We start from the raw sequence: 20,709 nt of genomic DNA, 5'->3' as shown, positions 1-20,709 counted from the left end.
GCGCGAGCCCCTTTCGACGCGAAGGACGACGACGACCATGATCATCTCGCACGACCTCGGCACCACCGGCAACAAGGCCACCCTCGTCTCGAACGACGCCCGCCTCATCGCCGCGGTCTCGGTCGGCTACGGCGCCGACTTCGGACCAGGCGGCCGTGCCCAGCAGGATCCGCACGACTGGTGGAACGCCATGGCCGAGGCCAACCGTCAACTGCTCGAGCGCGGCGGCATCACGAGTGCCGACATCGACGCCGTCTCGTTCTCGGGCCAGATGATGGGGGTCGTGCCGGTCGACGCCGCCGGCGACGTCGTACGCCCCGCGATCATCTGGGCCGACACCCGTTCAGGCGTGCAGTGTGACGCACTGATCGAGCGCGTCGGCATGGAGCGGGCCTACCGCATCACGGGCCACCGCCTCAATCCCACCTATTCGCTGTCGAAGGTGATGTGGCTGCGGGACACCGAGCCCGACGCCTTCGCCCGGATCGACACCGTCATGCAGGCGAAGGACTACCTCGCCTACCGGCTCACCGGTGTGCGGGTCACCGACCCCTCCGACGCGTCGAGCACCAACGCCTACGACCAGGATGCGAAGTCGTGGTCGGCCGAGCTGATCGAGGCCGCCGAGCTCGACCCGGCACTCTTCCCCGAGATCGTGGAGTCGTCCACCGTCATCGGCACCGTGACCGCCGAGGCGGCTCGCGAGACCGGGCTCGCGGCCGGCACCCCCGTGGTGATCGGCGGCGGCGACGGACCGACGGCGGCGCTGGGTGCCGGCATCATCGACGCGTCGTCCGGGGCGTACGCCTACCTGGGCTCGTCGTCGTGGGTGTCGGTGAGCGCGGATGCACCCCTGCACGATCCCGCGATGCGGTCGATGACCTTCAACCACGTCATCCCGGGCCGTTTCGTGCCGACGGCCACCATGCAGACCGGCGGAGCCGCGCTGTCGTGGGTGACCTCGCTGCTCGCGCCCGGACAGGACGACCGGTACGAGGAGCTGCTCGGCGGCGCGGCGACGTCGCGGGCCGCCGAAGACGGGCTCTTCTTCCTGCCGCACCTGCTCGGCGAGCGCTCGCCGTACTGGAACCCGTCCGCCCGGGCGGCGTTCGTCGGCCTCCTGATGCATCACGGACGCGGCAACCTCACCCGCGCCGTGCTCGAGGGCGTGGCGTTCAACCTCTACACGGGCCTCCGCGCCTTCGCCGAGAACGGCACGGCCATCGGGTCGATCGATGCCATCGGCGGCGCGGCCAACTCGGGTCTGCTGCTCGATATCTTCGCCGACGTGTGGGGTGTGCCGGTGAGTGCGCGCGACCTCGTCGACGAGGCCAACGCGATCGGCGCCGCCGTGGTGGGGGGCGTCGGGGTGGGCATCTTCAGCGACTTCGACGTCGCGCTCTCGTTCTCCCGGCGCACCGAGCGGCGAGAGCCCGACCCCGGCCGCCACCGCCGCTACGGCGCCGGGTACGAGACGTTCCTCGACGCCTACCGGCGGCTCGAGCCGTGGTTCGACGGACTGGCTCGGTGACCTCCGGCACCTCCGGCGGCACCCCCGTCCGCTCCGTCGTGCGCACCGTGCTCGGCGACGTCGAGCCCGACTCGCTCGGAACCCTCGACTACCACGAGCACCTCTTCCAGATCTCGCCGCTGCTCGCCGGCGACGAGCTCGACGATGAACTGCTCTCGGGCCGCGAAGCCGCCTCGCTCCTAGCGGGCGGGATGCAGGCCATGGTCGACGCCACCCCGACCGGGCTCGGCCGCGACGTCGAGGCGACGGCCCGCATCAGCGCGTCGACGGGTCTCGCCGTCGTGCACACGACCGGACTGCACCATTCGGGGCACTACCCGGCCGGGCATCCGCTGCTCGAGATGCCGGCCGAGCGGCTGGCCGAGACGTTCGTCGCCGACGTGGTCTCGGGCTTCCGGGTCGCCGACGGCAGGCCGGCCGCGGCGCCGGACGGTTCGCCCGTGCGGGCGGGCGTCGTCAAGGCGGGCATCCGGTACTGGTCGATCGGTGCCTTCGAGAGCCGAGCCCTCGAGGCGGCTGCGGCCACGAGCACGACCACCGGATGCGCCGTGATGGTGCATCTCGACTTCGGCTCGGCGACGCACGAGGTGCTCGACCGGCTCGACACCCTCGGGGTCGCCGCCGATCGCGTGGTGCTCGCGCACGTCGACCGCAACCTCGATCCCGGGCTGCACCTCGAGCTCGCCGCGCGCGGCGCGTACCTCGGCTACGACGGCCCGGCACGTCACCGCGAGGCGCCGGACTCGGCTATCCTCGACTGCCTCTCGCGCGTGGTCGACGGGGGCGGAGCCGCCCGGATGCTGGTCGGCGGCGACGTCGCCCGGCGATCGCGCTACGTCGCCTACGGCGGGATGCCCGGCCTGGAGTACCTGCCGAAGCGCTTCCTGCCCCGCCTCCGCGAGCGGCTGACGCGGGAAGACTACGACCGCGTCACCCGGGCCAACGGTGCTCGGCTGCTCGCGCTCCCGGCACTCCTCGCTTGCGCCCCCTGACTCGTTCCTTCGACTCGCCCCTCCGACCCGTCCCCTTCCGGAAAGGCCCCCGATGAAAGCCATCGTCTACGACGCGCCCGGCAGCTTCGCGCTCGCCGACATCCCCACCCCCGTTCCCGGTGAGCACGACGTGCTGCTGCGCGTGATCGTCGCGGGGGTGTGTGGCACCGATCTGCACCTGCACGACGGCGAGTTCGGCCCCACCTATCCGCTCATTCCGGGCCACGAGATCGTGGGCGAGATCGTCGAGCTGGGCTCGGGGGTCGACGCACGCGGGCTCGGGCTCTCGGTCGGCGACCGGGTCACGTTCGACAACACCGCGGCCTGCGGGCACTGCGACGAGTGCCGACGGGCGCGGCCCGCGTTCTGCCGCCACCTCCTCGCCCAGGGCGTGAACGCGCCCGGCGGCTTCGCGGAGTTCGTGGTGGCCTCGGCCGATCGGTGCTTCGTGGTGAACGACCTCGATCCCGAGGTCGCCGTGTTCGCCGAGCCCACCGCCTGTGTCGTGCACGGCCTCGACGTGCTGGCGCTCACGCCCGGCGCCGACGTGCTGCTGTTCGGAGCCGGACCGACGGGGTTGCTTCTGGCCCAGCTGCTGCGCGCCTCGGGCGCCGGACGGGTGACCGTCGCGGCACCCACCGCCGCCAAGCTCGACCTCGCCTCGCGCCAGGGGGCCGACCGCGTCGTGCAGGTCGCCCGGGGCGCCGACTCGACCGCCGACCTCCTGGCCCGGACCGGCGGGGTCGGCTACGACGTCGTCATCGACGCGACCGGCGCCGTGCCCGTGCTCTCGCATGCCATCGAGCTCACCCGCACGGGCGGCACGGTCTTCGTCTACGGCATGACGTCGGAGACCGCCGAGCTGCCGATCCTGCCGTATGAGGTCTTCCGCCGCGAACTCACCATGAAGGGATCGTTCGCCCAGCAGTTCTCGTTCGACCGAGCTCTTGCTGCGCTCCGGGTCGGCCGGATCGACACCACAGACATGATCACGCACCGGTTCGGGCTTGAGGACTATGCAGATGCACTAGCGGCCGTTGCCGACAGCCGATGCATCAAAGCAATCATCCAACCAGGTGGTCCCGCAAAGTAGGTTTCACCATCTCGGCGGCCGTTTACCTGGCGGGCGAATCGAGGGCCTGAATGAGCCGACAGTCCATCGCGACCCGTAAGTTTGCCGAGCTGGGGTCGGTCAACCTCCAAGTCGATGTTTGAGGTGTTCCGAAGAATGAGCATCTGCAGCAGATCGATCTCATGCGCGCGGCATCGCCCAGGCCGCTGGATCCCTCCCGAGGAGTTCCAGATCAGTCAGTGATTCCATCGTCGAACGGGTGTCGCCCTTTTCCCATTGCCTACTAGTCCAAAACTTCGTCAGGGTCCCAGTGACATCAGAGGCCTTTCTGCCGTCTGCCGTCAGCCGGTCACTTCCAGTGGTGTGGCTAACTAGACACCAGACTGATGATTCCTGTCAGATGGCGCCGAGCAAGTCCTGGCTTGCGTTTCTGGTCAGATGACCGCGGCACAGGCCCTGCGAGGAGCGCCGATGGTTGCCCTGGAGCGCTCGAACACCAGGCGCTCCACGGCCACTCGGCTCAGGCGGCCCGGCGCCGCCCGTACAGCGAGATGACCACGAGGATGATCGCCCCGTAGATGAGCTGCTGGATGTTTGAGCCCAGGTTCAGCACGGTGACCAGCGTCGCCACCTGCGCCAGCACGAGTGCCCCGCCCACGGTGCCGACGACCGAGCCGCGGCCGCCGAAGATCGAGGCGCCACCGACGACGACCGCCGCCACCGACGAGAGCAGGTAGCTCGCGCCCATCGTGGCCGAGGCCTGCTGGTAGTAGCCCACGATCACGATGCCGGCGAAGGCCGCGAGGGCGCCGCTCAGCATGTAGCCGGTGATGCGGATGCGGTCGACCGGCAGCCCCGCCAGTCGCGCGGTCTCGGCCGCGGCTCCCACCACGAACAGCGAGCGGCCCCAGCCGGTGAACGAGAGCACCAGCTGCAGCACCACCATCAGGGCTAGGCCGAGCGGGAGCACGGCGGGCACGGAGATGCCGAGCACGGAGAGCTTGGCCGAGGTGATGGCGATCACGAAGTCGGGCGTGACGGTCAGCTCCGAGAAGTTGAACGCCAAGAGGATCACACCGAACAGCAACCCGTTCATCGCGATCGTCGTGACGATCGGCGTGAGCCCGAGTTTGGCGATCACCGCCCCGTTGAAGAATCCGATCACCGCACCCGCCGCCAGTGCCGCCACGAAGGCGCCGAGCGGGCCGAGCGGCCCGACCAGCGCCAGGAAGGCCAGCGCCGACAGGCCGATCGTGTTCGGCACCGAGAGGTCGATGCCCGCCTGGATGACCGCGATCGTCTGCCCGAACGAGGCGATGGCCAGGATGATCGCGAAGGTCGCCGTGCCGATCAGCGACTCCACGGTCACCAGGTTGGGCCGGATCAGCCCGCCGATCGCGAACAGCACCAGGAACGCCACGAGCGGCCAGACGGCGCGGGGAACCCGGCCCAGGATCGAACCGACCGACGGCCTGCCGACGGCGCCCGTGGTCGACGTGCCCGCATCCGGAGACGGAGAGGCCGACGGCGACGGGGATGAGGGAGGAGCGACGGTGGTCATGAACGGATTCCCTTCACGCGGAACGCGACTTTGCGCCACACGACGGGCAGCCCCACGACCGCCACGATGATCAGTGCGCTGATGACGTACTGCCAGTACGAATTGACCCCGGCGAAGAACAGCAGGTTGCCGATGAGCCCCAGGGTGCAGGCCGCCAGGATGGTGCCGATGATGCTGCCGCGCCCACCGGTGAAGGCGGCGCCCGCGAGGGCCACGGCGGCGATCGACGACAGGAGGTACGGGTCGCCCGAGCGCGGGTCGCCCGTGACGGTCGAGGAGGCGAGCATCATGGCGCCGAACGAGGTCAGCACGCCGGCCAGCCCGAAGGCGAGCAGCTTGGTGAGCCGGGCGTTGATGCCGGCGGCGCGCACGCTCTCCATGTTCGATCCCACCCCGTAGATGTGCCGGCCGAGTGCCGTGCGCTGCAGCAGCAGCCACAGCCCCACGGCGATCACCGCGAGCCACACCAGCGCCACCGGCACGAAGGGCAGCAGCTCTCCGCTCGTGGCGAGGTAGATCTCCTTCGTGACGCCGCCGCCCGGCCGGTCGAGCACCTCGCGGGCCAGCGAGCCGAAGATGAACGCGCTCGCCAGCGTCACCGCGATGGCCGGCAACCCGGCGTACGCGACGAGGAAGCCGTTGAACAGGCCGCATCCGAGCCCCACCAGCACCGCGAGCAGGATCGCCACGGGCACCGGCAGGGTGAGCAGCTGCGTGGCGAACACCACGTTGCAGAGGCTCATGATGGCGCCGATGGAGATGTCGATGCCGCCGACCAGCACCACCACGAGCTGCCCGAGCGCCACCAGCGCGAGCGGCACCACGAGGTTCGAGGCCGTCTGCAGCTGGAACCGCGTGAGCAGCTCGGGGTTGATGATGACGTACACCACGAAGAACACCACGAACGCGGCGATCGGCGCGATGGCACCCTCACGGCGCAGGCGGGTGATGCCGGTGCTGTTCCAGCCGCGACGGCGCGGCGGCGGAGGCGGCGCGGATGACGCCGACGTCGCGGACGGTGTGCGCGGCGTGCTCGGCGGGGAGATGGCGGTCATCGGAGGTCCTCCTCGTCGGTGGTGAGACTGATGGAGCCGGTCGAGCCGACCGCGGCGCCGACGATCGCATCGGCCGTCAGCCGCGCACCGGTGAGCTCGTCGGCGACCTTGCCCTGGTAGAGCACGACCACCCGGTGGCAGACGTGCACGAGCTCCTCCACCTCGGTGGAGAACCACAGGATGCCGACACCCTGCTTCGCGAGGTCGACGATCGCCCCGTAGAGCTCCTGCTTGGCGCGCACGTCGATGCCGCGGGTGGGGTCGTGCAGCAGAATGACCGTCCGCGAGCGATCCATCCAGCGACCGAACACGAGCTTCTGCTGGTTGCCGCCCGAGAGCGATCCGGCCAGCTCGTTCGAGCCGCGGGTGCGCACCGAGAGAGCGCTCAGGATGCCGTCGATCCAGCCTCGCTCCATCGCCAGGCGGGGTCGCCCGCCGAGCTGGTAGGCCTTCAGCCAGGGGGCGAGGAGGTTCTCGCCGACGCTCATCTCGAGGGCCAGGCCCTCGCGCTTGCGGTCTTCGGGAACGTAGCCGAGGCCGTGGCGCACCGAGCGCACCGGGGTGGTGCTCTTGATGCGGCGGCCGGCGATCGTCCACTCCTTGGCGACCGCGGGAGCGGCCCCGAACAGGGCGCGCAGCAGCTCGGCCTGACCGTGGCCCTGCAGGCCGCCGATGCCGAGGATCTCGCCTGCCCCGAGCGAAAGGCTCACCCCGTCGAGGCCATCGGAACGGAGCTCGGTGACCGACAGGGCCACCGCATCCGTGGTTCGCTCTGGCGGGTCGGGGAAGAAGCGCTCGGCCTCGCGGCCCGCCATGAGGGAGATGAGCTCGTCGTCGGTCCAGCCACCGCGCACGAACTCGCCGGCCACCTGGCCGTCGCGCAGCACGGTGCCGCGGTCGGCGATCTCGGCGATCTCGCCCAGGCGGTGCGAGACGTAGATCACGCTGCCGCCGGCGGCGGTGAGCTCCCGGATGCGCGTGAACAGCCACTGCACGCCGGGCGGCGTGAGGGCCGAGGAGGCTTCGTCGAGGATGAGCAGGCGGGGCTTGCCGGCGAGGGCGCGGGCGATCTCCACCAGCTGCCGGTCGGCGAGCGAGAGGGTGCCGACGGCGGCGCGGGGGTCGATGTGGGGGAGGTCGAAGGCCTTCAGCAGAGCGGATGCTGCCGCCACCGACTTCTTCTGCGAGAAGCCGCGCAGGGGAGCGCCGTCGGGGAGGGAGAGGTTCTCGGCCACGGTCCAGTCGGGCACGAGGGCCAGCTCCTGGAAGGCGCAGCGCACGCCCGAGAGGCGGGACTGCTTGACGCTGCCCGACGCGAGCGGCTCGCCGCCGACGATGATGGTGCCGCTGGTGGGCGTGACCGCGCCGGCGAGCATCTTGGCCACGGTGCTCTTGCCCGCGCCGTTCTCGCCGACCAGGGCCAGCACCTCGCCGGGGTTGCAGTGGAAGGTGACGCCCTGCACGGCCTTGACGGGGCCGTAGCTCTTCACCAGGTCGGTGGCGACGAGGAGGGCGTCGGCGGGAGGGGCGGCGGGAGGGGCAGCCGGCGGGGCGGTCTGTGGGGCGCTCGCCGACGTCGTCGAGGCGCCGGTCGCGATGGGGGGTGCGGGTGTCGGTGTCGACACGGAAGCCTCCAGAAGTGGAATGGAAGTCGAGGGGAGGAGCGCGGATGCCGCGGCGTGAGCCGCGGCACCCGCCGATCGGACGGTGCCCGGGCTCAGGAGCCCGAGTAGAACTCCATGACCTGGTCGAGCGTCAGGTCGAGGCCCGGGAAGTCGTAGCCGAGCTGGAAGTTGTTCGGCTTGTCGGCCAGGCAGAAGTCGGCCGCGTTCTCCTCGGTGATCTCGAGCGGCGGGAAGTACTGCTCCTTCTCGATCTCCTCGCCCTCGAGCAGCGCGACGGCCTGCTCGAGGCCCTTCGCGTAGATGGCGGGCTGGCCGAAGACCATGTTGCCCGTGAGGCCCTCGGGCGCGTACTCGGCCAGGGTGCAGGCCTCGCCGTTGTAGCCGGAGCCGCCGACGACCGGCACGAAGGGGAGCCCGGCCGCCTTGAAGGCCTCCGGAACGCCCTGTCCTCCGGTGAGGAAGGAGTAGACGCCGCCGACGTCGGGGTTGGAGCGCAGGATGTTCGACATCGCCTCCTGGGCGGTGGCCTCGTTCCAGCCGTTGGTGTCCTGCGCCACGACGGTCGCGCCGCCGCCCTCGAGCGTCTCGATCACGCCGGGCATCGTGCCCTCGTTCAGCGGCACGCCGGCGAGGCCCTCGAGCACCGCGATGTTCTTGTCGTCGCCGAGGTTCTCGAGCAGCCAGTCGGCGCCGATCGTGCCGGCGTTCGCCCAGTCGGTCGAGACCACGTAGACGTCGTCGCTGTCGTAGGGGCCGCCGTTGGCGATGACCGGGATGCCCTGCGCCGACGCCTGGGTGATGGCGGCGTCGGCGCCGGAGGACGAGGCCGGGTCGAACAGGATCAGGTCGACGCCGTCGGCGATCAGGTTCTGCATCGCCGCGTTCTGCTGGGCCGCGTCGTTGTCGTTGGTGCGGACGATCTTGACCTCGACCTTGTCCTTGTACTCGGGGGAGGCGGCGAGGGCCTGCAGCGAGGCGAGGCCCATCTCGCGCCAGGCCTGGCCGCCGAGGGGCTGCTCGAAGCCGATGACGAACTTGCCGTCGTCGCCGCCGGCGGCGTCGGTGCCTCCGCCTTCGGCCGGGGCGCTGGTGCAGCCGGCGAGAAGGGCGAGCGAGGAGGCGGCCGCGAGGACGGCGGCTCCCCTCGCGAAGTGACGGGCGTGCTGGGGTCGCTGCATGATTTCTCCTTTGAAATCGCCGATGGTGCAGGGCGTGGTCGGCACACTAGCCGATTAATGGCAGCGCTGCCAGTAGCGCTAGCATTTCCGATTGTGATCCACTAGGTTCGCAGCAGACGAGTCGCAACGACGCGATAGGAGAACCAGTGACCTCGACGACGACACCCGGCCAGGCCCAGGCCCCGGCAGCCGCAGAGGCGACCGCGGAGGCGGAGGCAGCGGCAGACGAGGCGGCCGTGAGCTTCGAGCCCGATGTGCCGATCCGCACCCGCAGCCACCGCATCGGCTGCGTCGGAGCCGGCGCGATCATGGCCGACCAGCACCTCGAGGCCTACCGGCAGGCGGGCTTCCCCGTGGTCGCCATCGCGTCCCGCACCCCGGCGAACGCCCGGGCGGTGGCGGAGCGCTACGGCATCCCGAAGGTGCACGACACCGTCGACGCGCTGCTCGCCGACACCGACGTGGAGATCCTCGACATCGCGTTCCCGCCCGACCAGCAGCCGGCGATCATCCGCGCTGCCCTGGCGCAGCCGCACATCAAGGCGGTGCTCGCGCAGAAGCCGCTGGCGCTCGACCTCGACGAGGCGATCGCCCTGCGCGACGAGGCTGCCGCGGCGGGCACCGTCCTGAGCGTCAACCAGAACATGCGCTACGACCAGTCGATCCGCGTGCTGAAGCAACTGCTCGACGCGGGCGTGCTCGGCGACCCGGTCTTCGCCCAGATCGACATGCACGCCGTGCCGCACTGGCAGGGCTTCCTCGAGGGCTACGACCGGCTCACGCTCGCCAACATGAGCGTGCACCACCTCGACGCCCTGCGCTTCCTGTTCGGCGACCCCTCCGAGATCTCGACCGTGACCCGCCGCGATCCGCGCACGACGTTCGAGCACGAGGACGGGATCGTCGTGTCGACCCTGCGCTTCCCCGGCGACGTGCTGGCGCTCAGCGTCGAGGACGTCTGGGGCGGCCCCCGCGAGGAGGGCTTCGACGACGACTTCTTCATCCGCTGGCGGGTGGAGGGCACCGCGGGCATCGCGCAGGGCACCATCGGCTGGCCGCACGGGGTGCCGTCGAGCATCCGCTACGCCTCGACCCACGCCACCGGAGGCCAATGGGTGGAGCCGAGCTGGGACACGCACTGGTTCCCGCACGCCTTCATCGGCGTGATGGAGCAGGTGCAGCACGCCGTCGAGACCGGCACGGCCCCCGAGCTCAGCGTCGCCGACAACGTGCGCACCATGGCGCTGATCGAGGCGGGCTACCGCTCGATCGCCGAGAAGCGCCCGGTGCGCCTCGACGAGTTCCCCGTCTGACGACGCGCGACCGAACGACGCCCGACCGAACGACGCCCGACCGAACGACCCACGACCGAACCACGCAGCACCGACCCACCCACGACCTACACCGACGACCGAACCCCACTCGAATCGAACAAGGAGCAACGACGCCATGATTCAGCTCGGCATCTTCACCGCCTACTACCCCTACGACCTCAAGACCACCGCGGAGAAGATCCGCGCGCACGGCTTCAACACCGTGCAGCTCGACCTGCACTTCAAGGATCTCGACCTCGGCGCCGGCCAGATCACCAAGGAGAAGGCGAAGCTCGTCAGCGACACCTTCCGCGACCACGACCTGCCGATCTCGGCCATCTCGGGCTACACGAACATCGTGCATCCCGACCCCGAGCACCGGAAGGCGAACGTCGAGTACCTCAAGGAGATCATCCGCAACGCCCGCAACTTCGGCTCGAAGTACGTGATCTCCGAGTCGGGCACCTTCAACGCCGAGAGCGAGTGGGACCACGACCCGCACAACCGCTCCGAGGACGCCTACGAGCAGGTGCGCACCGTGCTCGCCGAGCTGGCGCAGACCGCGTACGACCACGGCGCGACCTTCCTGCTCGAGACCTACGTGAACAACGTGATCGGCTCGGTGCGCGAGACCGCCCGCGTCTTCAACGACATCCGCACCCCGGGCCTCGAGCTGCTGATGGACCCGACCAACTACTTCGACGCCACCAACATCGACGATCAGGCCGGCGTGCTGAACGAGGTCTTCGACGTGCTCGGCGACCGGGTGCGCGTGGCGCACGCCAAGGACGTCAAGCGCGCGGGCGACGACAAGAGCGAGAAGCACGCCGACATCGGCGACGACGACGCGCTCGCCTCGCACACCTTCCGGGGCGTCGGCGAGATCGAGCTGCCGGCCGCGGGCCTCGGCTCGCTCGACTACGACCTCTACCTGCAGCGCCTCAGCGAGCAGAACCCGAACGCTCCCCTGATCATCGAGCACCTCGACGAGAGCGACATCCCGCGGGCCAAGCAGTTCGTCGTCGATACGCTCAAGAAGTACAACATCTGAGCACGGCGGCGGGGCAGACGGTCAGACGGGTGACACGAGAGGGATGCACGTGCAGGACAAGGTAGCGATCATCACGGGTGCGGGCGGCGCGCTCGGCCGGGCGACGGCACTGAGGCTGGGGGCCGACGGGTTCGCCATCGGCGCGCTGGGCCGGGCGAGCGCGGATCTGGCCGAGACCGCCGCGCAGCTGGAGGCCGAGGGCTTCCCGGTGCGGATGCTCGAGGTCGACCTGCGCGACTCCGACGCCATCGAGGCGGCCGTCGCCGGCACCGAACGGGACTTCGGCCCCGTCGGGGCGCTGATCAACAATGCGGCGATCTACCCCAGCACCCCCTTCCTCGAGATCCCGCTGGCCGAGTACGACGACGTCGTCACGGTGAACCAGCGCGGCTACTTCTACGCCGCCCAGGTGGCGGCGCGCGGCATGGTCGCGCGCCGCTCCGGCGCCATCGTGAACGTCGGCAGCATCACCTGGCACGGCGGCTGGTCGAACCTCGCGAGCTACGTCTCGACCAAGGGTGCGGCCGTCGCGCTGACCCGGGCGCTCGCCCGGGAGCTCGGCGAGCACGGCATCCGGGTGAACGCGGTCTCGCCCGGCGCGTTCCCCACGAAGGCCGAGGAGATCCAGGGCGACGCGGCCGAGTACTCCGCGCACGTCATCGAGCACCAGGCGCTCAAGCGCCGGGGGAGCGACGCCGAGCTCGCGGCCGTCGTATCGTTCCTGGTGGGCCCCGACTCGTCGTTCGTCACGGGCCAGACCATCAACGTCGACGGCGGCTGGATCATGGAATGAGGAATGCAGTGGAGATCTTCGGGCAGCAGCTGAGCCGGCGAGAGCTCGCCGAACGCACGGGTGACCTGTCGGCGGTGGCGGGCATCCGCTCGGTGGTGCTCGACGACGGGGTGGAGCGGGGCGTGCGCGCCCTGCAGCTGCGCACCGCGGCGGGTCTCGAGCTCGAGGTGCTCGTCGACCGGGCCTTCGACTTCGGCTCGGCGAGGCTTCGCGGCGTGCCGTTCGGCTGGCGCTCAGGCAACGGCTTCCGGCACCCCGGGCTGCACGAGCACAGCGACGAGGGCGGCCTGTCGTGGCTGCGCGCGCTCGACGGCCTGCTCGTCACCGGCGGGCTCGACCACACCCTCTTCGGCGGCGAGGTGGATGCGCAGCAGTACGGCTACCCGCCCAAGCAGAGCGTCACCCACGGCCTGCACGGCCGGCTCACCGCCATCCCGGCCCGCCTGCTGGAGGCGCGCGAGATCGTCGACCCAGGCACCGGCGACTCGGTGCTGCGGGTCGTCGGCGAGGTGGTGCAGGCGACCTCGTTCGGCGAGCACCTGAAGCTCACCCGCACGGTCGAGCTCGACTTCACCGGCCGCGAGGTCCGCTGGAACGACACGGTCGAGAACCTCGGCTTCGAGCGCACGCCGCACATGTTCCTCTACCACCTCAACATCGGCTGGCCCTTCGTCGACGAGGGCACGCGGCTCGTCGCACCGATCGCGAAGACCCTCTGGTCGTCCGACTCCGTGGCCGAGCAGCGCGTGTCGTACCGCACGCTGCCCGCCCCGCAGCAGGGCTTCGTCGAGCAGGTCTTCGAGCACGAGCTCGTGGCCGGAGCCGACGGCCGGCACCGCGTGGCGCTCGTCGCCGCCGACGACTCCCGCGGGGTCGAGGTCAGCTGGAGCGCCGAGGGCATGCCGCACTTCTTCGAGTGGCAGAACCTGCGCAGCGGCCAGTACGCCGTGGGCCTCGAGCCCTCGACCCACCACGTGGACGGCGACGCCGCGGCCCGCGAGAACGGGTCGATGATCTGGCTCGAGCACGGCGAGCGGCGGGAGTACTCCACCACGGTGCGGGTGCTCGACGGCGAGGCCGAGACGCGCGCCTCCGCCGACGCGATCCGCGCCGTCCACGGACAGCCCGAGTAGGCGCCACCGTGCCTGTTCCCGCATCCGGCGATAGTCTTATGTTAGCGCTGCCAGTCCGTGACGAGCGGATGCGCGGCCCCCGTGAACCGAGGAGTCACCGATGACCGACACCACCACCCCCGCCTCCCCTTCGGGCGCCACCTCGGCGGCCCCCGAGGTGCTCTCGGGCATCCGGGTGCTCGACTGCTCGATCGCGATGGCGGGCCCCTTCGCGGCGCAGCGCCTCGGCGACCTCGGCGCCGACGTGATCAAGGTCGAGCCGACCCGCGGCGAGTGGCAGCGGCACGCGGCGGCGGGTGGGGCGACCGGCAACCGCATCAACGTCTCGTTCCTGTCGCTGAACCGCAACAAGCGGTCGATCGGCGTCGACCTCAAGGCCGACGAGGGCCGCGAGATCCTCTACGAGCTGGTGAAGACGGCGGACGTGTTCCTGCAGAACTACCGGCCCGGTGTCGCCGCCCGCCTGGGCGTCGACTACGAGACGCTCCGGGCCATCAACCCGTCGATCGTCTACGTGTCGATCTCGGGCTACGGCGAGGACGGCCCCTACCGCAACCGCCCGGGCCAGGACCTGCTGCTGCAGGCGATGAGCGGGGCCATGCTCTCCTCGGGGAGTGCCGGGCATCCGCCGACCCCCGCCGGACAGTACCTGGTCGACGCGGTCACCGCCTCGACGGCGTTCGAGGGCGTGCTGGCCGCGCTGTTCCACCGCGAGCGCACCGGGCAGGGGCAGCTCGTCTCGGTGAACATGCTCGACGCGATCACGACGCTGCAGATGCAGGAGCTCTCGGTCTTCACCGTGGGCGGAGTGGGCCAGCACCGCAGCGAGCAGCCGCACGCGCACGTCTACATCCGGGCGCCCTACGGCACCTTCTCCACCACCGACGGCTACCTCGCCCTCGCCATGCCCGATCTGCACACGCTCGGGGAGGTGCTCGAGGAGGAGTGGTTCCTCGGCATGGACACCGAGGTCGACAGCTGGACCCACCGCGACGAGATCTACGCCAAGACCGCCGAGCGGCTCGCGACGCGGTCGACGGCGGAGTGGCTCGAGGCGCTCGGCGCCGCCGGCATCTGGGCGGGGCCCGTCTACGGCTACCAGGATCTCGTCGACGACGAGCAGATCAAGCACAACGGCACCTTCATCGAGTACGAGCACCCGACCGAGGGGCTCGTGAAGACGCCCGGGTTCCCGTACAAGCTGTCGGAGACGCCGGCGCGCATCGACCGGGGGGCGCCGCTCACCGGGGAGCACACCCGTGAGATCCTGACGGAGCTCGGGCTCCCAGCCGACCGGGTCGACGCCCTGCTCGACGCGGGCGTGGTGGCGGCCGAGCCGGAGGCCACCGGGCAGGCCGCCGCTGAGTCGGGTGCTGCCGGGCAGGTCGCTGAGCCGACGGCCGTCGCGGAACCGGCATGACCGGGCACGTGCCCTCCTACCGGGGCATCACCTGGGACCACCCGCGGGGGCGGGACGCCCTGCGGGCGGCCGCGGTGGCCGACGCCTCGCTCGACATCGACTGGCAGGCGCACTCCCTCGAGCACTTCGAGTCGCATCCGATCGACGAGCTCGCCCGCGACTTCGACCTGATCGTGCTCGACCACCCGCACCTCGGCGAGGCCCTCGAGCTCGGCTCGCTGCAGCCGATGGAGGACGTCGTCGGGCCCGAGCTGCTCGAGCGCTGGGCGGGCGCCTCGGTGGGCCCGTCGTTCGAGTCGTACCGGATGCTCGGCCGGCAGTGGGCGCTGCCGCTGGACGCGGCCACCCAGGTCGCCGCCCTCCGCGCCGACCTGCTGCCGGGTGTCGACGCCCCCGAGACCTGGGCCGACGTCGAGCGCCTGGCCGGGGAGGCGCCCGTCGCGCTCTCCCTCGCCGGCCCGCACGCCTTCCTCAGCTTCGCGTCGATCTGCGCCGCCCTCGGCGAGCCGGTCGCCGACCACCCCGGGCTGCCGTTCGTCTCGGACATCACCGGCTCGCTCGCCCTCGACATCCTGCGCTCGATCGGCTCGCGCGCCCCCACCGGCAGCGCGACGCAGAACCCGATCGCCCTGCTCGAGCGCATGACGGCCACCGACGAGATCGCGTACATCCCCCTCGTCTACGGCTACGTCACCTACTCCTCGCCGGTGCTGCGATTCGCGGATGCTCCCGCCGCCCTCCCCGGCGGGCGACGCGGCTCGACCATCGGCGGCACCGGCATCGCGGTCAGCCGCCGCGCCGAGGTCACGCCCCAGCTCGTCGCGCACATCGCGGGGCTGCTGTCGGAGGAGACGCAGCGCGCCTTCATCCCCCGGCACTCCGGCCAGCCCTCGGCCCGATCGGCCTGGACCGATCCCGAGGTCGACCGCGCCGCGAGCGGCTTCTACGGCGCGACGCTCGCCACGATCGAGTCGTCCTGGGTGAGGCCGCGCTACGCCGGCTACATCCCGTTCCAGTCGGCGGCCTCGGCGCTCGTGCGCGAGGTCGTGGCCGGCGCCCTGCCCGTCGCCGAGGGGCTCGAGCGGCTCCGCTCGGCGTCCCGCGTGTCGGCTCGCGCACGGTCGGCGGCCACCGAGCCCGTGAGCGCGCCGGTGCCGGCGTCGCGTGCGCGAACCCACCCCCGAGGAGTCCTGTCATGACCGCACCCGTGCCCGCCACCGACGAGATCCTCGTCGAGCTCGTCGACCAGGTGGCCGTCGTCACCCTCAACCGTCCCCAGAAGCTGAACTCCGTCACCCAGGAGATGTCGGATGCGCTGGTCGAGGTCGCGGGCTGGGCGAACGACAGCGACGAGGTGCGGGTGCTGGTGCTGACCGGGGCGGGTGAGCGAGCCTTCTGCGCCGGCTCGGACATCCGCTCGCTCGACAAGTACGCCACCCCGTGGGACTTCCGCAACCGCGAGGACTACTGCGACGCCCTGCGGCTGCTGCGGAAGCCCGTGATCGCGGCCGTGAACGGCTACGCCTTCGGCGGCGGGCTCGAGACGGCGATGACCTGCGACATCCGGCTCGCGTCGACCACCGCGTCGTTCGCGGCGCCCGAGATCAAGCTCGGCTGGATCGGCGGCGGCGGCATGAGCACCTTCCTCGCCCATTCGATCGGCGCGTCGAACGCGGCGCTGATGCTGATGACGGGCGACCCGATCGACGCCGAGCGAGCGCTGGCCTGGGGCCTCGTATCGGAGCTGGTGGCGCCCGACGCGCTGCTGGAGCGGGCCGTCGAGCTCGGCCGCACCATCGCCGCCCGCCCGCCGATCGCGGCGGAGACCGCGAAGGCCAACCTGCGGGCGGCATACAACCTGCCCCAGGACGCGGCGATCGCCTACGAGCGCGATCTGCAGACCGTGACCTTCGCCACCGACGACGCCGCGGAGGGCCGCGCCGCCTTCGCCGAGAAGCGCCCCGGCGTCTTCCACCGGCGCTGACGCCGACCCGACGACCCAGCCGACCCCCACCGACGCATCCGCCGAACCCCACCGACACCGACGCATCCACCGAACTCCTCGACCCGCCCGCCCCTCTCGCAACGGAGAACCCATGAGCCTCACCGACACCACCCCCCTCGCCCCCCGCACCGACTGGGCGGGCGACGCCGCGGCGGCGCTGCCGGCCGACGGCACCGCCGGAACGCTCGTCGGGCGCGTCTGGAACCCGGCGGTGAACGGCCCCTCGCCCGTGCTCGTCACCGCGGAGGGTGTGCTCGACCTGAGCGCGACCTTCCCGACCGTGAGCGCGCTCGCCGACGAGGCCGACCCGGCAGCGGCGGCGCGCGCGGCGGCCGGCGCGCGGCTCGGCTCGTTCGAGGAGGTCTACGCGAACACCGCTCCGGCCGCCCGCGACCGCGATCGTCCGTGGCTCCTCGCCCCCGTCGACCTGCAGACCCTCAAGGCCGCCGGTGTCACCTTCGCCGTCTCGATGATCGAGCGCGTGATCGAGGAACGGGTGCGGGGCGACGTCGAGGCGGCCGCGAGGATGCGGGCGGGCATCCTGGAGCAGATCGGCGCCGACCTGCACGAGATCGTGCCCGGCTCGGCGGCCGCTGTGGCACTGAAGGAGTACCTCGTGGGAGAGGGCCTCTGGAGCCAGTACCTCGAGGTCGGCATCGGCCCCGACGCCGAGATCTTCACCAAGGGGCCGACCCTCTCGGCGGTCGGCACCGCCGACCAGGTGGGCGTGCTCTCGACCTCGCTCTGGAACAACCCCGAGCCGGAGGTCGCCCTGATCGTCGACCGCGCCGGCCGCATCGTCGGCGCGACCCTCGGCAACGACGTGAACCTCCGCGACGTCGAGGGGCGCTCGGCGCTGCTGCTGCCCAAGGCGAAGGACAACAACGCCTCCTGCGCTCTCGGGCCCCTCGTGCGGCTCTTCGACGAGGGCTTCGACCTCGACGCGGTGCGGCGGATGAGCGTCACGCTCGAGATCGACGGCGAGGACGGCTTCCACCTCGACGGCACCTCGGAGATGAGCCAGATCAGCCGTGACCCGCTCGACCTCGTGGCGCAGCTCGAGGGCCCCCAGCACCGCTATCCCGACGGCGCCGTGCTGATGCTCGGCACGATGTTCGCGCCGATCGTCGACCGCGACGACGTGGACCGCGGGTTCACCCACAAGAGGGGCGACATCGTGCGGATCTCCTCGGGCGAACTGGGTAGTCTGGTCAACCAGGTCGAGGCGAGCGAGAGGTGCGAACCGTGGGAGTTCGGGATCGGCTCGCTGATGAGGAACCTCGCGAGCCGGGCGCTGCTGTGAGCGACGGGGCCGTCGCCGCACTGGTCACGCGCCCCTCGCGCCGCTCGACGCACTCGGTCACCCTCGAAGACGTCGCGCGGCACGCGCAGGTGTCGCCGCAGACCGTCTCCCGCTCCATCCGCAGCCCGCAGCTCGTCTCGGAGTTCACGCTCGAGCGCGTGCGCAACTCCATCAGCGAGACGGGCTACGTGCCGAACCTCGCCGCCTCGAACCTCGCCTCCAATCGCAGCATGACGGTCGCGGCGATCATCCCCGCGGTCTCCGCCTCGGTGTTCGCGGATGCCCTGCAGGGCCTCGAGGAGGTGCTCGCCCCCGAGGGGTACCAGCTCTTCATCGGCTCGACGTCCTACCGTCCTGGCCACGAGGAGGAGCTCGTGCGGGCCTTTCTCGGCCGCCGCCCCGACGGCATCTTCATCGTCGGAACCGACCACTCGCCGAACACCGGCCACCTGCTGCGCGAGTCGAAGGTGCCCGTGGTCGAGGCCTGGGACCTCACCGACGCCCCGATCGACAGCGTGGTCGGCTTCTCGAACAGCGCCGCCATCCGGGCCCTCGTGGAGTTCGCGCGGGATCGCGGCTACCGGCATCCGACGTTCGCCGGCTCGTTCCAGACGGGCGACTTCCGGGCGCTCGCCCGGCGGGCGAGCTTCGAGGAGTCGGTGGACGCGCTGTTCCCGGGCGAGCCGGTGCGGGTCGTCGACTCGGGCACCGCGACGGTCGACTACGACACGGGGCGGCGGCTGCTCACCGAGACGCGGGCCGCGCATCCGGAGACCGACGTGCTGATGTTCGCCAGCGACGTGTTCGCCGCCGGCGCCGTGCTCGAGTGCGCCCGCGCGGGCATCTCGGTGCCCGGAGACATCGCCGTCACGGGCTTCGGCGACTTCGAGATCGGGCGGCACCTCGTGCCGACCCTCACCACGGTCGCCGTGCCCAACCGCCAGATCGGCACCGCGGCGGGCGAGCTGCTGCTCGCGCGGATGACCGGCGGCACCCGTGAGACCGCCGAGATCGACCTCGGCTTCTCGGTCGTGGCGCGCGAGAGCGCCTGACCTTTCCCGCACCCCACCCCCTGAAGGAGTACCGATGCTCACCACCACAGATCCGCGAACCGGTGTTAGCGCTGCCACCACGTTGGCGCCCACCTCGCCCGAGACCGTGCACGAGATCGCCCTGCGCGCCGAGTCGGCCGCCCAGGAGCTGCAGTCGCGGGGCCGGGAGTTCCGCGCGCAGTTGCTCGACGCGATGGCCGCCGGGGTGCTCGCCGCCCGCGACGAGCTCGTGGCCACCGCCGACGCCGAGACCGGGCTCGGCACGGCTCGCCTCACCGGCGAGGCCGGCCGCAGCGCCTTCCAGTTCTCGCTCTTCGCCGAGGCCGTGCGCGAGGGGTCGTTCGTCGAGGCGGCCATCGACCACGCGGGCGACACCCCGCTCGGCGCGGCTCCCGACGTGCGGCGGATGCTCGTCTCCATCGGCCCCGTCGCGGTGTTCGGCTCGAGCAACTTCCCCTTCGCCTTCTCGGTGCTCGGGGGCGACGTGGCGTCGGCGATCGCCGCCGGATCGCCGGTGGTCGTCAAGGCGCACGGCTCGCATCCGCTCACCTCGAAGCTGTCGTACGAGGTGCTGCAGCGGGCGGCCGAGTCGGTGGGCGCGCCGCGAGGCACCTTCGGGATCGTCTACGGCCAGCAGGCCGGCGTGTCCCTCGTGCAGGAGCCGGCCATCAAGGCGGCCGGCTTCACCGGGTCGCTCGGCGCGGCCGAGGCGCTGCAGCGGGCCATCGACCAGCGGCCCGACCCCATCCCGTTCTTCGGCGAGCTGTCGAGCATCAACCCGCTGGTGGTGTCGCCCGGAGCGGCCGCCTCGCGCGGTGCCGCGATCGCCGAGGGGCTGTTCGCCTCGTACACCGGCTCGGCCGGGCAGCTCTGCACGAAGCCGGGCATCGCGTTCGTGCCCTCGGGGCCCGAGGGGCAGGCGGTCGTCGACGCCCTCGAGTCGCTCACCGCGGCGGCCGGGCCTCAGGTGCTGCTGAACGACCGCATCCAGACCTCGTTCGGCGAGATCGCCGACCGTCTGGTGGCCGCCGGAGCGGTGGTCGGGGCCTCGGGCGGCTCCCCGGAGGAGGGGTCGGGGTTCGCGGTGTCGCCGCGCCTGCTCGAGACCACCGCGGGCACCCTCGGTGCGGAGCTCGCGGAGGAGGCCTTCGGGCCGCTCGTGGTGGTGGCCCGCTACGACTCGCTCGACGAGGTGCGCGAGGCGTTCGGCCGTATCCCGCGCTCGCTGACCGCCACGCTGCACGTCGAGGACGACGAGCCCGACGTGGTCTCCTCGCTGTCGTCGACCCTCGAGGCCAGCTCGGGCCGGGTGGTCTTCAACGGCTACCCGACCGGGGTGCGGGTCGCCTGGGCGCAGCAGCACGGCGGCCCGTGGCCGTCGACGAACTCGCAGCACACCTCGGTGGGCGTCACGGCGGTGCGCCGCTTCCTGCGCCCGCTCGCCTGGCAGAACGCGCCGGAGGCGGCGCTGCCGGCGGAGCTGCGGGACGGCTTCACCGGCATCCCGCGCCGGGTCGACGGCGTGCTGACGCTGCCGGCCTGATCGCGCTGGCGCCGCCGGTCTGATCGGGCTGGCGCTTCCGGCTGACCGGGCTCACGTCCCGGGCCGAGCCGGGACGACGAAA

Annotated in this window: 17 protein-coding genes; 13 read left to right on the top strand and 4 right to left on the bottom strand. The window is 71.4% G+C overall.

All coding sequences use genetic code 11. The features are described 5' to 3' along the window. Window positions 1–37: 37 nt before the first annotated feature. The 3 genes from xylB to BJ984_RS02525 are packed head-to-tail and all read left to right on the top strand — an operon-like array spanning window position 38 to window position 3,616. Window positions 38–1,531 carry a xylulokinase gene (xylB, locus tag BJ984_RS02535; RefSeq protein ID WP_179546694.1) on the top strand — a complete coding sequence of 498 codons (1,494 nt, stop codon included), beginning with the start codon at window positions 38–40 and terminating at the stop codon, window positions 1,529–1,531. Next, window positions 1,528–2,523, top strand: coding sequence for a phosphotriesterase family protein (locus tag BJ984_RS02530; protein WP_271206370.1), 996 nt, complete (start codon window positions 1,528–1,530; stop codon window positions 2,521–2,523). The genes xylB and BJ984_RS02530 overlap by 4 nt, the downstream gene beginning before the upstream one ends. 52 nt (window positions 2,524–2,575) lie before the next feature. Beyond that, window positions 2,576–3,616: a zinc-dependent alcohol dehydrogenase family protein gene (locus BJ984_RS02525; protein WP_179546693.1), complete on the top strand. Its 1,041-nt coding sequence runs from the start codon at window positions 2,576–2,578 to the stop codon at window positions 3,614–3,616. A 499-nt stretch (window positions 3,617–4,115) separates the two neighbouring features. On the opposite strand, the gene BJ984_RS02520 is transcribed toward BJ984_RS02525, so the two are convergent. The 4 genes from BJ984_RS02520 to BJ984_RS02505 all read right to left on the bottom strand — a co-directional run bounded on the left by BJ984_RS02520 (window position 4,116) and on the right by BJ984_RS02505 (window position 9,014). Beyond that, window positions 4,116–5,156, bottom strand: a complete 1,041-nt coding sequence (locus BJ984_RS02520) for an ABC transporter permease (RefSeq protein ID WP_179546692.1) — start codon at window positions 5,154–5,156, stop codon at window positions 4,116–4,118. After that, window positions 5,153–6,211: an ABC transporter permease gene (locus BJ984_RS02515; RefSeq protein WP_179546691.1), complete on the bottom strand. Its 1,059-nt coding sequence runs from the start codon at window positions 6,209–6,211 to the stop codon at window positions 5,153–5,155. The genes BJ984_RS02520 and BJ984_RS02515 overlap by 4 nt, the downstream gene beginning before the upstream one ends. Then, entirely contained in the window at window positions 6,208–7,836 is a 1,629-nt protein-coding gene (locus BJ984_RS02510) for a sugar ABC transporter ATP-binding protein (RefSeq protein WP_179546690.1), read from the bottom strand. The genes BJ984_RS02515 and BJ984_RS02510 overlap by 4 nt, the downstream gene beginning before the upstream one ends. Before the next feature lie 92 nt (window positions 7,837–7,928). Further along, entirely contained in the window at window positions 7,929–9,014 is a 1,086-nt protein-coding gene (locus tag BJ984_RS02505) for a substrate-binding domain-containing protein (protein ID WP_179546689.1), read from the bottom strand. Between the two features lie 146 nt (window positions 9,015–9,160). On the opposite strand from BJ984_RS02505, the gene BJ984_RS19025 reads away from it, so the two are divergent. The 10 genes from BJ984_RS19025 to BJ984_RS02455 all read left to right on the top strand — a co-directional run bounded on the left by BJ984_RS19025 (window position 9,161) and on the right by BJ984_RS02455 (window position 20,627). Next, window positions 9,161–10,327 carry a Gfo/Idh/MocA family protein gene (locus BJ984_RS19025; RefSeq protein WP_218869960.1) on the top strand — a complete coding sequence of 389 codons (1,167 nt, stop codon included), beginning with the start codon at window positions 9,161–9,163 and terminating at the stop codon, window positions 10,325–10,327. 136 nt (window positions 10,328–10,463) lie between these two features. Next, complete coding sequence (locus tag BJ984_RS02495; protein WP_173182316.1) at window positions 10,464–11,378, top strand: sugar phosphate isomerase/epimerase family protein; 915 nt, start codon at window positions 10,464–10,466, stop codon at window positions 11,376–11,378. 49 nt (window positions 11,379–11,427) lie between these two features. Beyond that, window positions 11,428–12,171, top strand: a complete 744-nt coding sequence (locus BJ984_RS02490; RefSeq protein WP_218869959.1) for an SDR family NAD(P)-dependent oxidoreductase — start codon at window positions 11,428–11,430, stop codon at window positions 12,169–12,171. Continuing rightward, window positions 12,168–13,304: an aldose 1-epimerase family protein gene (locus BJ984_RS02485; RefSeq protein WP_218869958.1), complete on the top strand. Its 1,137-nt coding sequence runs from the start codon at window positions 12,168–12,170 to the stop codon at window positions 13,302–13,304. The genes BJ984_RS02490 and BJ984_RS02485 overlap by 4 nt, the downstream gene beginning before the upstream one ends. Window positions 13,305–13,404: 100 nt before the next feature. Then, window positions 13,405–14,724 (top strand): CaiB/BaiF CoA transferase family protein, encoded by a 1,320-nt coding sequence (locus tag BJ984_RS02480; protein ID WP_179546687.1) that lies wholly within the window; start codon window positions 13,405–13,407, stop codon window positions 14,722–14,724. Next, window positions 14,721–15,923, top strand: a complete 1,203-nt coding sequence (locus BJ984_RS02475) for a type 2 periplasmic-binding domain-containing protein (RefSeq protein ID WP_179546686.1) — start codon at window positions 14,721–14,723, stop codon at window positions 15,921–15,923. Before BJ984_RS02480 ends, BJ984_RS02475 begins: the two co-directional genes overlap by 4 nt. After that, the gene (locus tag BJ984_RS02470; RefSeq protein ID WP_179546685.1) at window positions 15,920–16,708 is read left to right on the top strand and encodes an enoyl-CoA hydratase/isomerase family protein; all 789 of its coding nucleotides are present in this window, start codon (window positions 15,920–15,922) and stop codon (window positions 16,706–16,708) included. The genes BJ984_RS02475 and BJ984_RS02470 overlap by 4 nt, the downstream gene beginning before the upstream one ends. Window positions 16,709–16,820: 112 nt before the next feature. Then, window positions 16,821–18,032 (top strand): fumarylacetoacetate hydrolase family protein, encoded by a 1,212-nt coding sequence (locus BJ984_RS02465; protein ID WP_179546684.1) that lies wholly within the window; start codon window positions 16,821–16,823, stop codon window positions 18,030–18,032. Then, window positions 18,029–19,084 carry a LacI family DNA-binding transcriptional regulator gene (locus tag BJ984_RS02460; protein WP_218869957.1) on the top strand — a complete coding sequence of 352 codons (1,056 nt, stop codon included), beginning with the start codon at window positions 18,029–18,031 and terminating at the stop codon, window positions 19,082–19,084. Before BJ984_RS02465 ends, BJ984_RS02460 begins: the two co-directional genes overlap by 4 nt. Before the next feature lie 34 nt (window positions 19,085–19,118). After that, on the top strand, window positions 19,119–20,627 hold the full coding sequence (locus BJ984_RS02455) for an aldehyde dehydrogenase family protein (protein WP_179546683.1): 1,509 nt from the start codon (window positions 19,119–19,121) through the stop codon (window positions 20,625–20,627). The last annotated feature ends 82 nt before the right edge of the window (window positions 20,628–20,709 follow it).

The sequence above is a fragment of the Herbiconiux flava genome, from assembly GCF_013409865.1.
In the GTDB taxonomy this organism is placed as follows: Bacteria; Actinomycetota; Actinomycetes; order Actinomycetales; family Microbacteriaceae; genus Herbiconiux; species Herbiconiux flava.
This window is presented reverse-complemented; position numbering and strand designations above follow the sequence as displayed.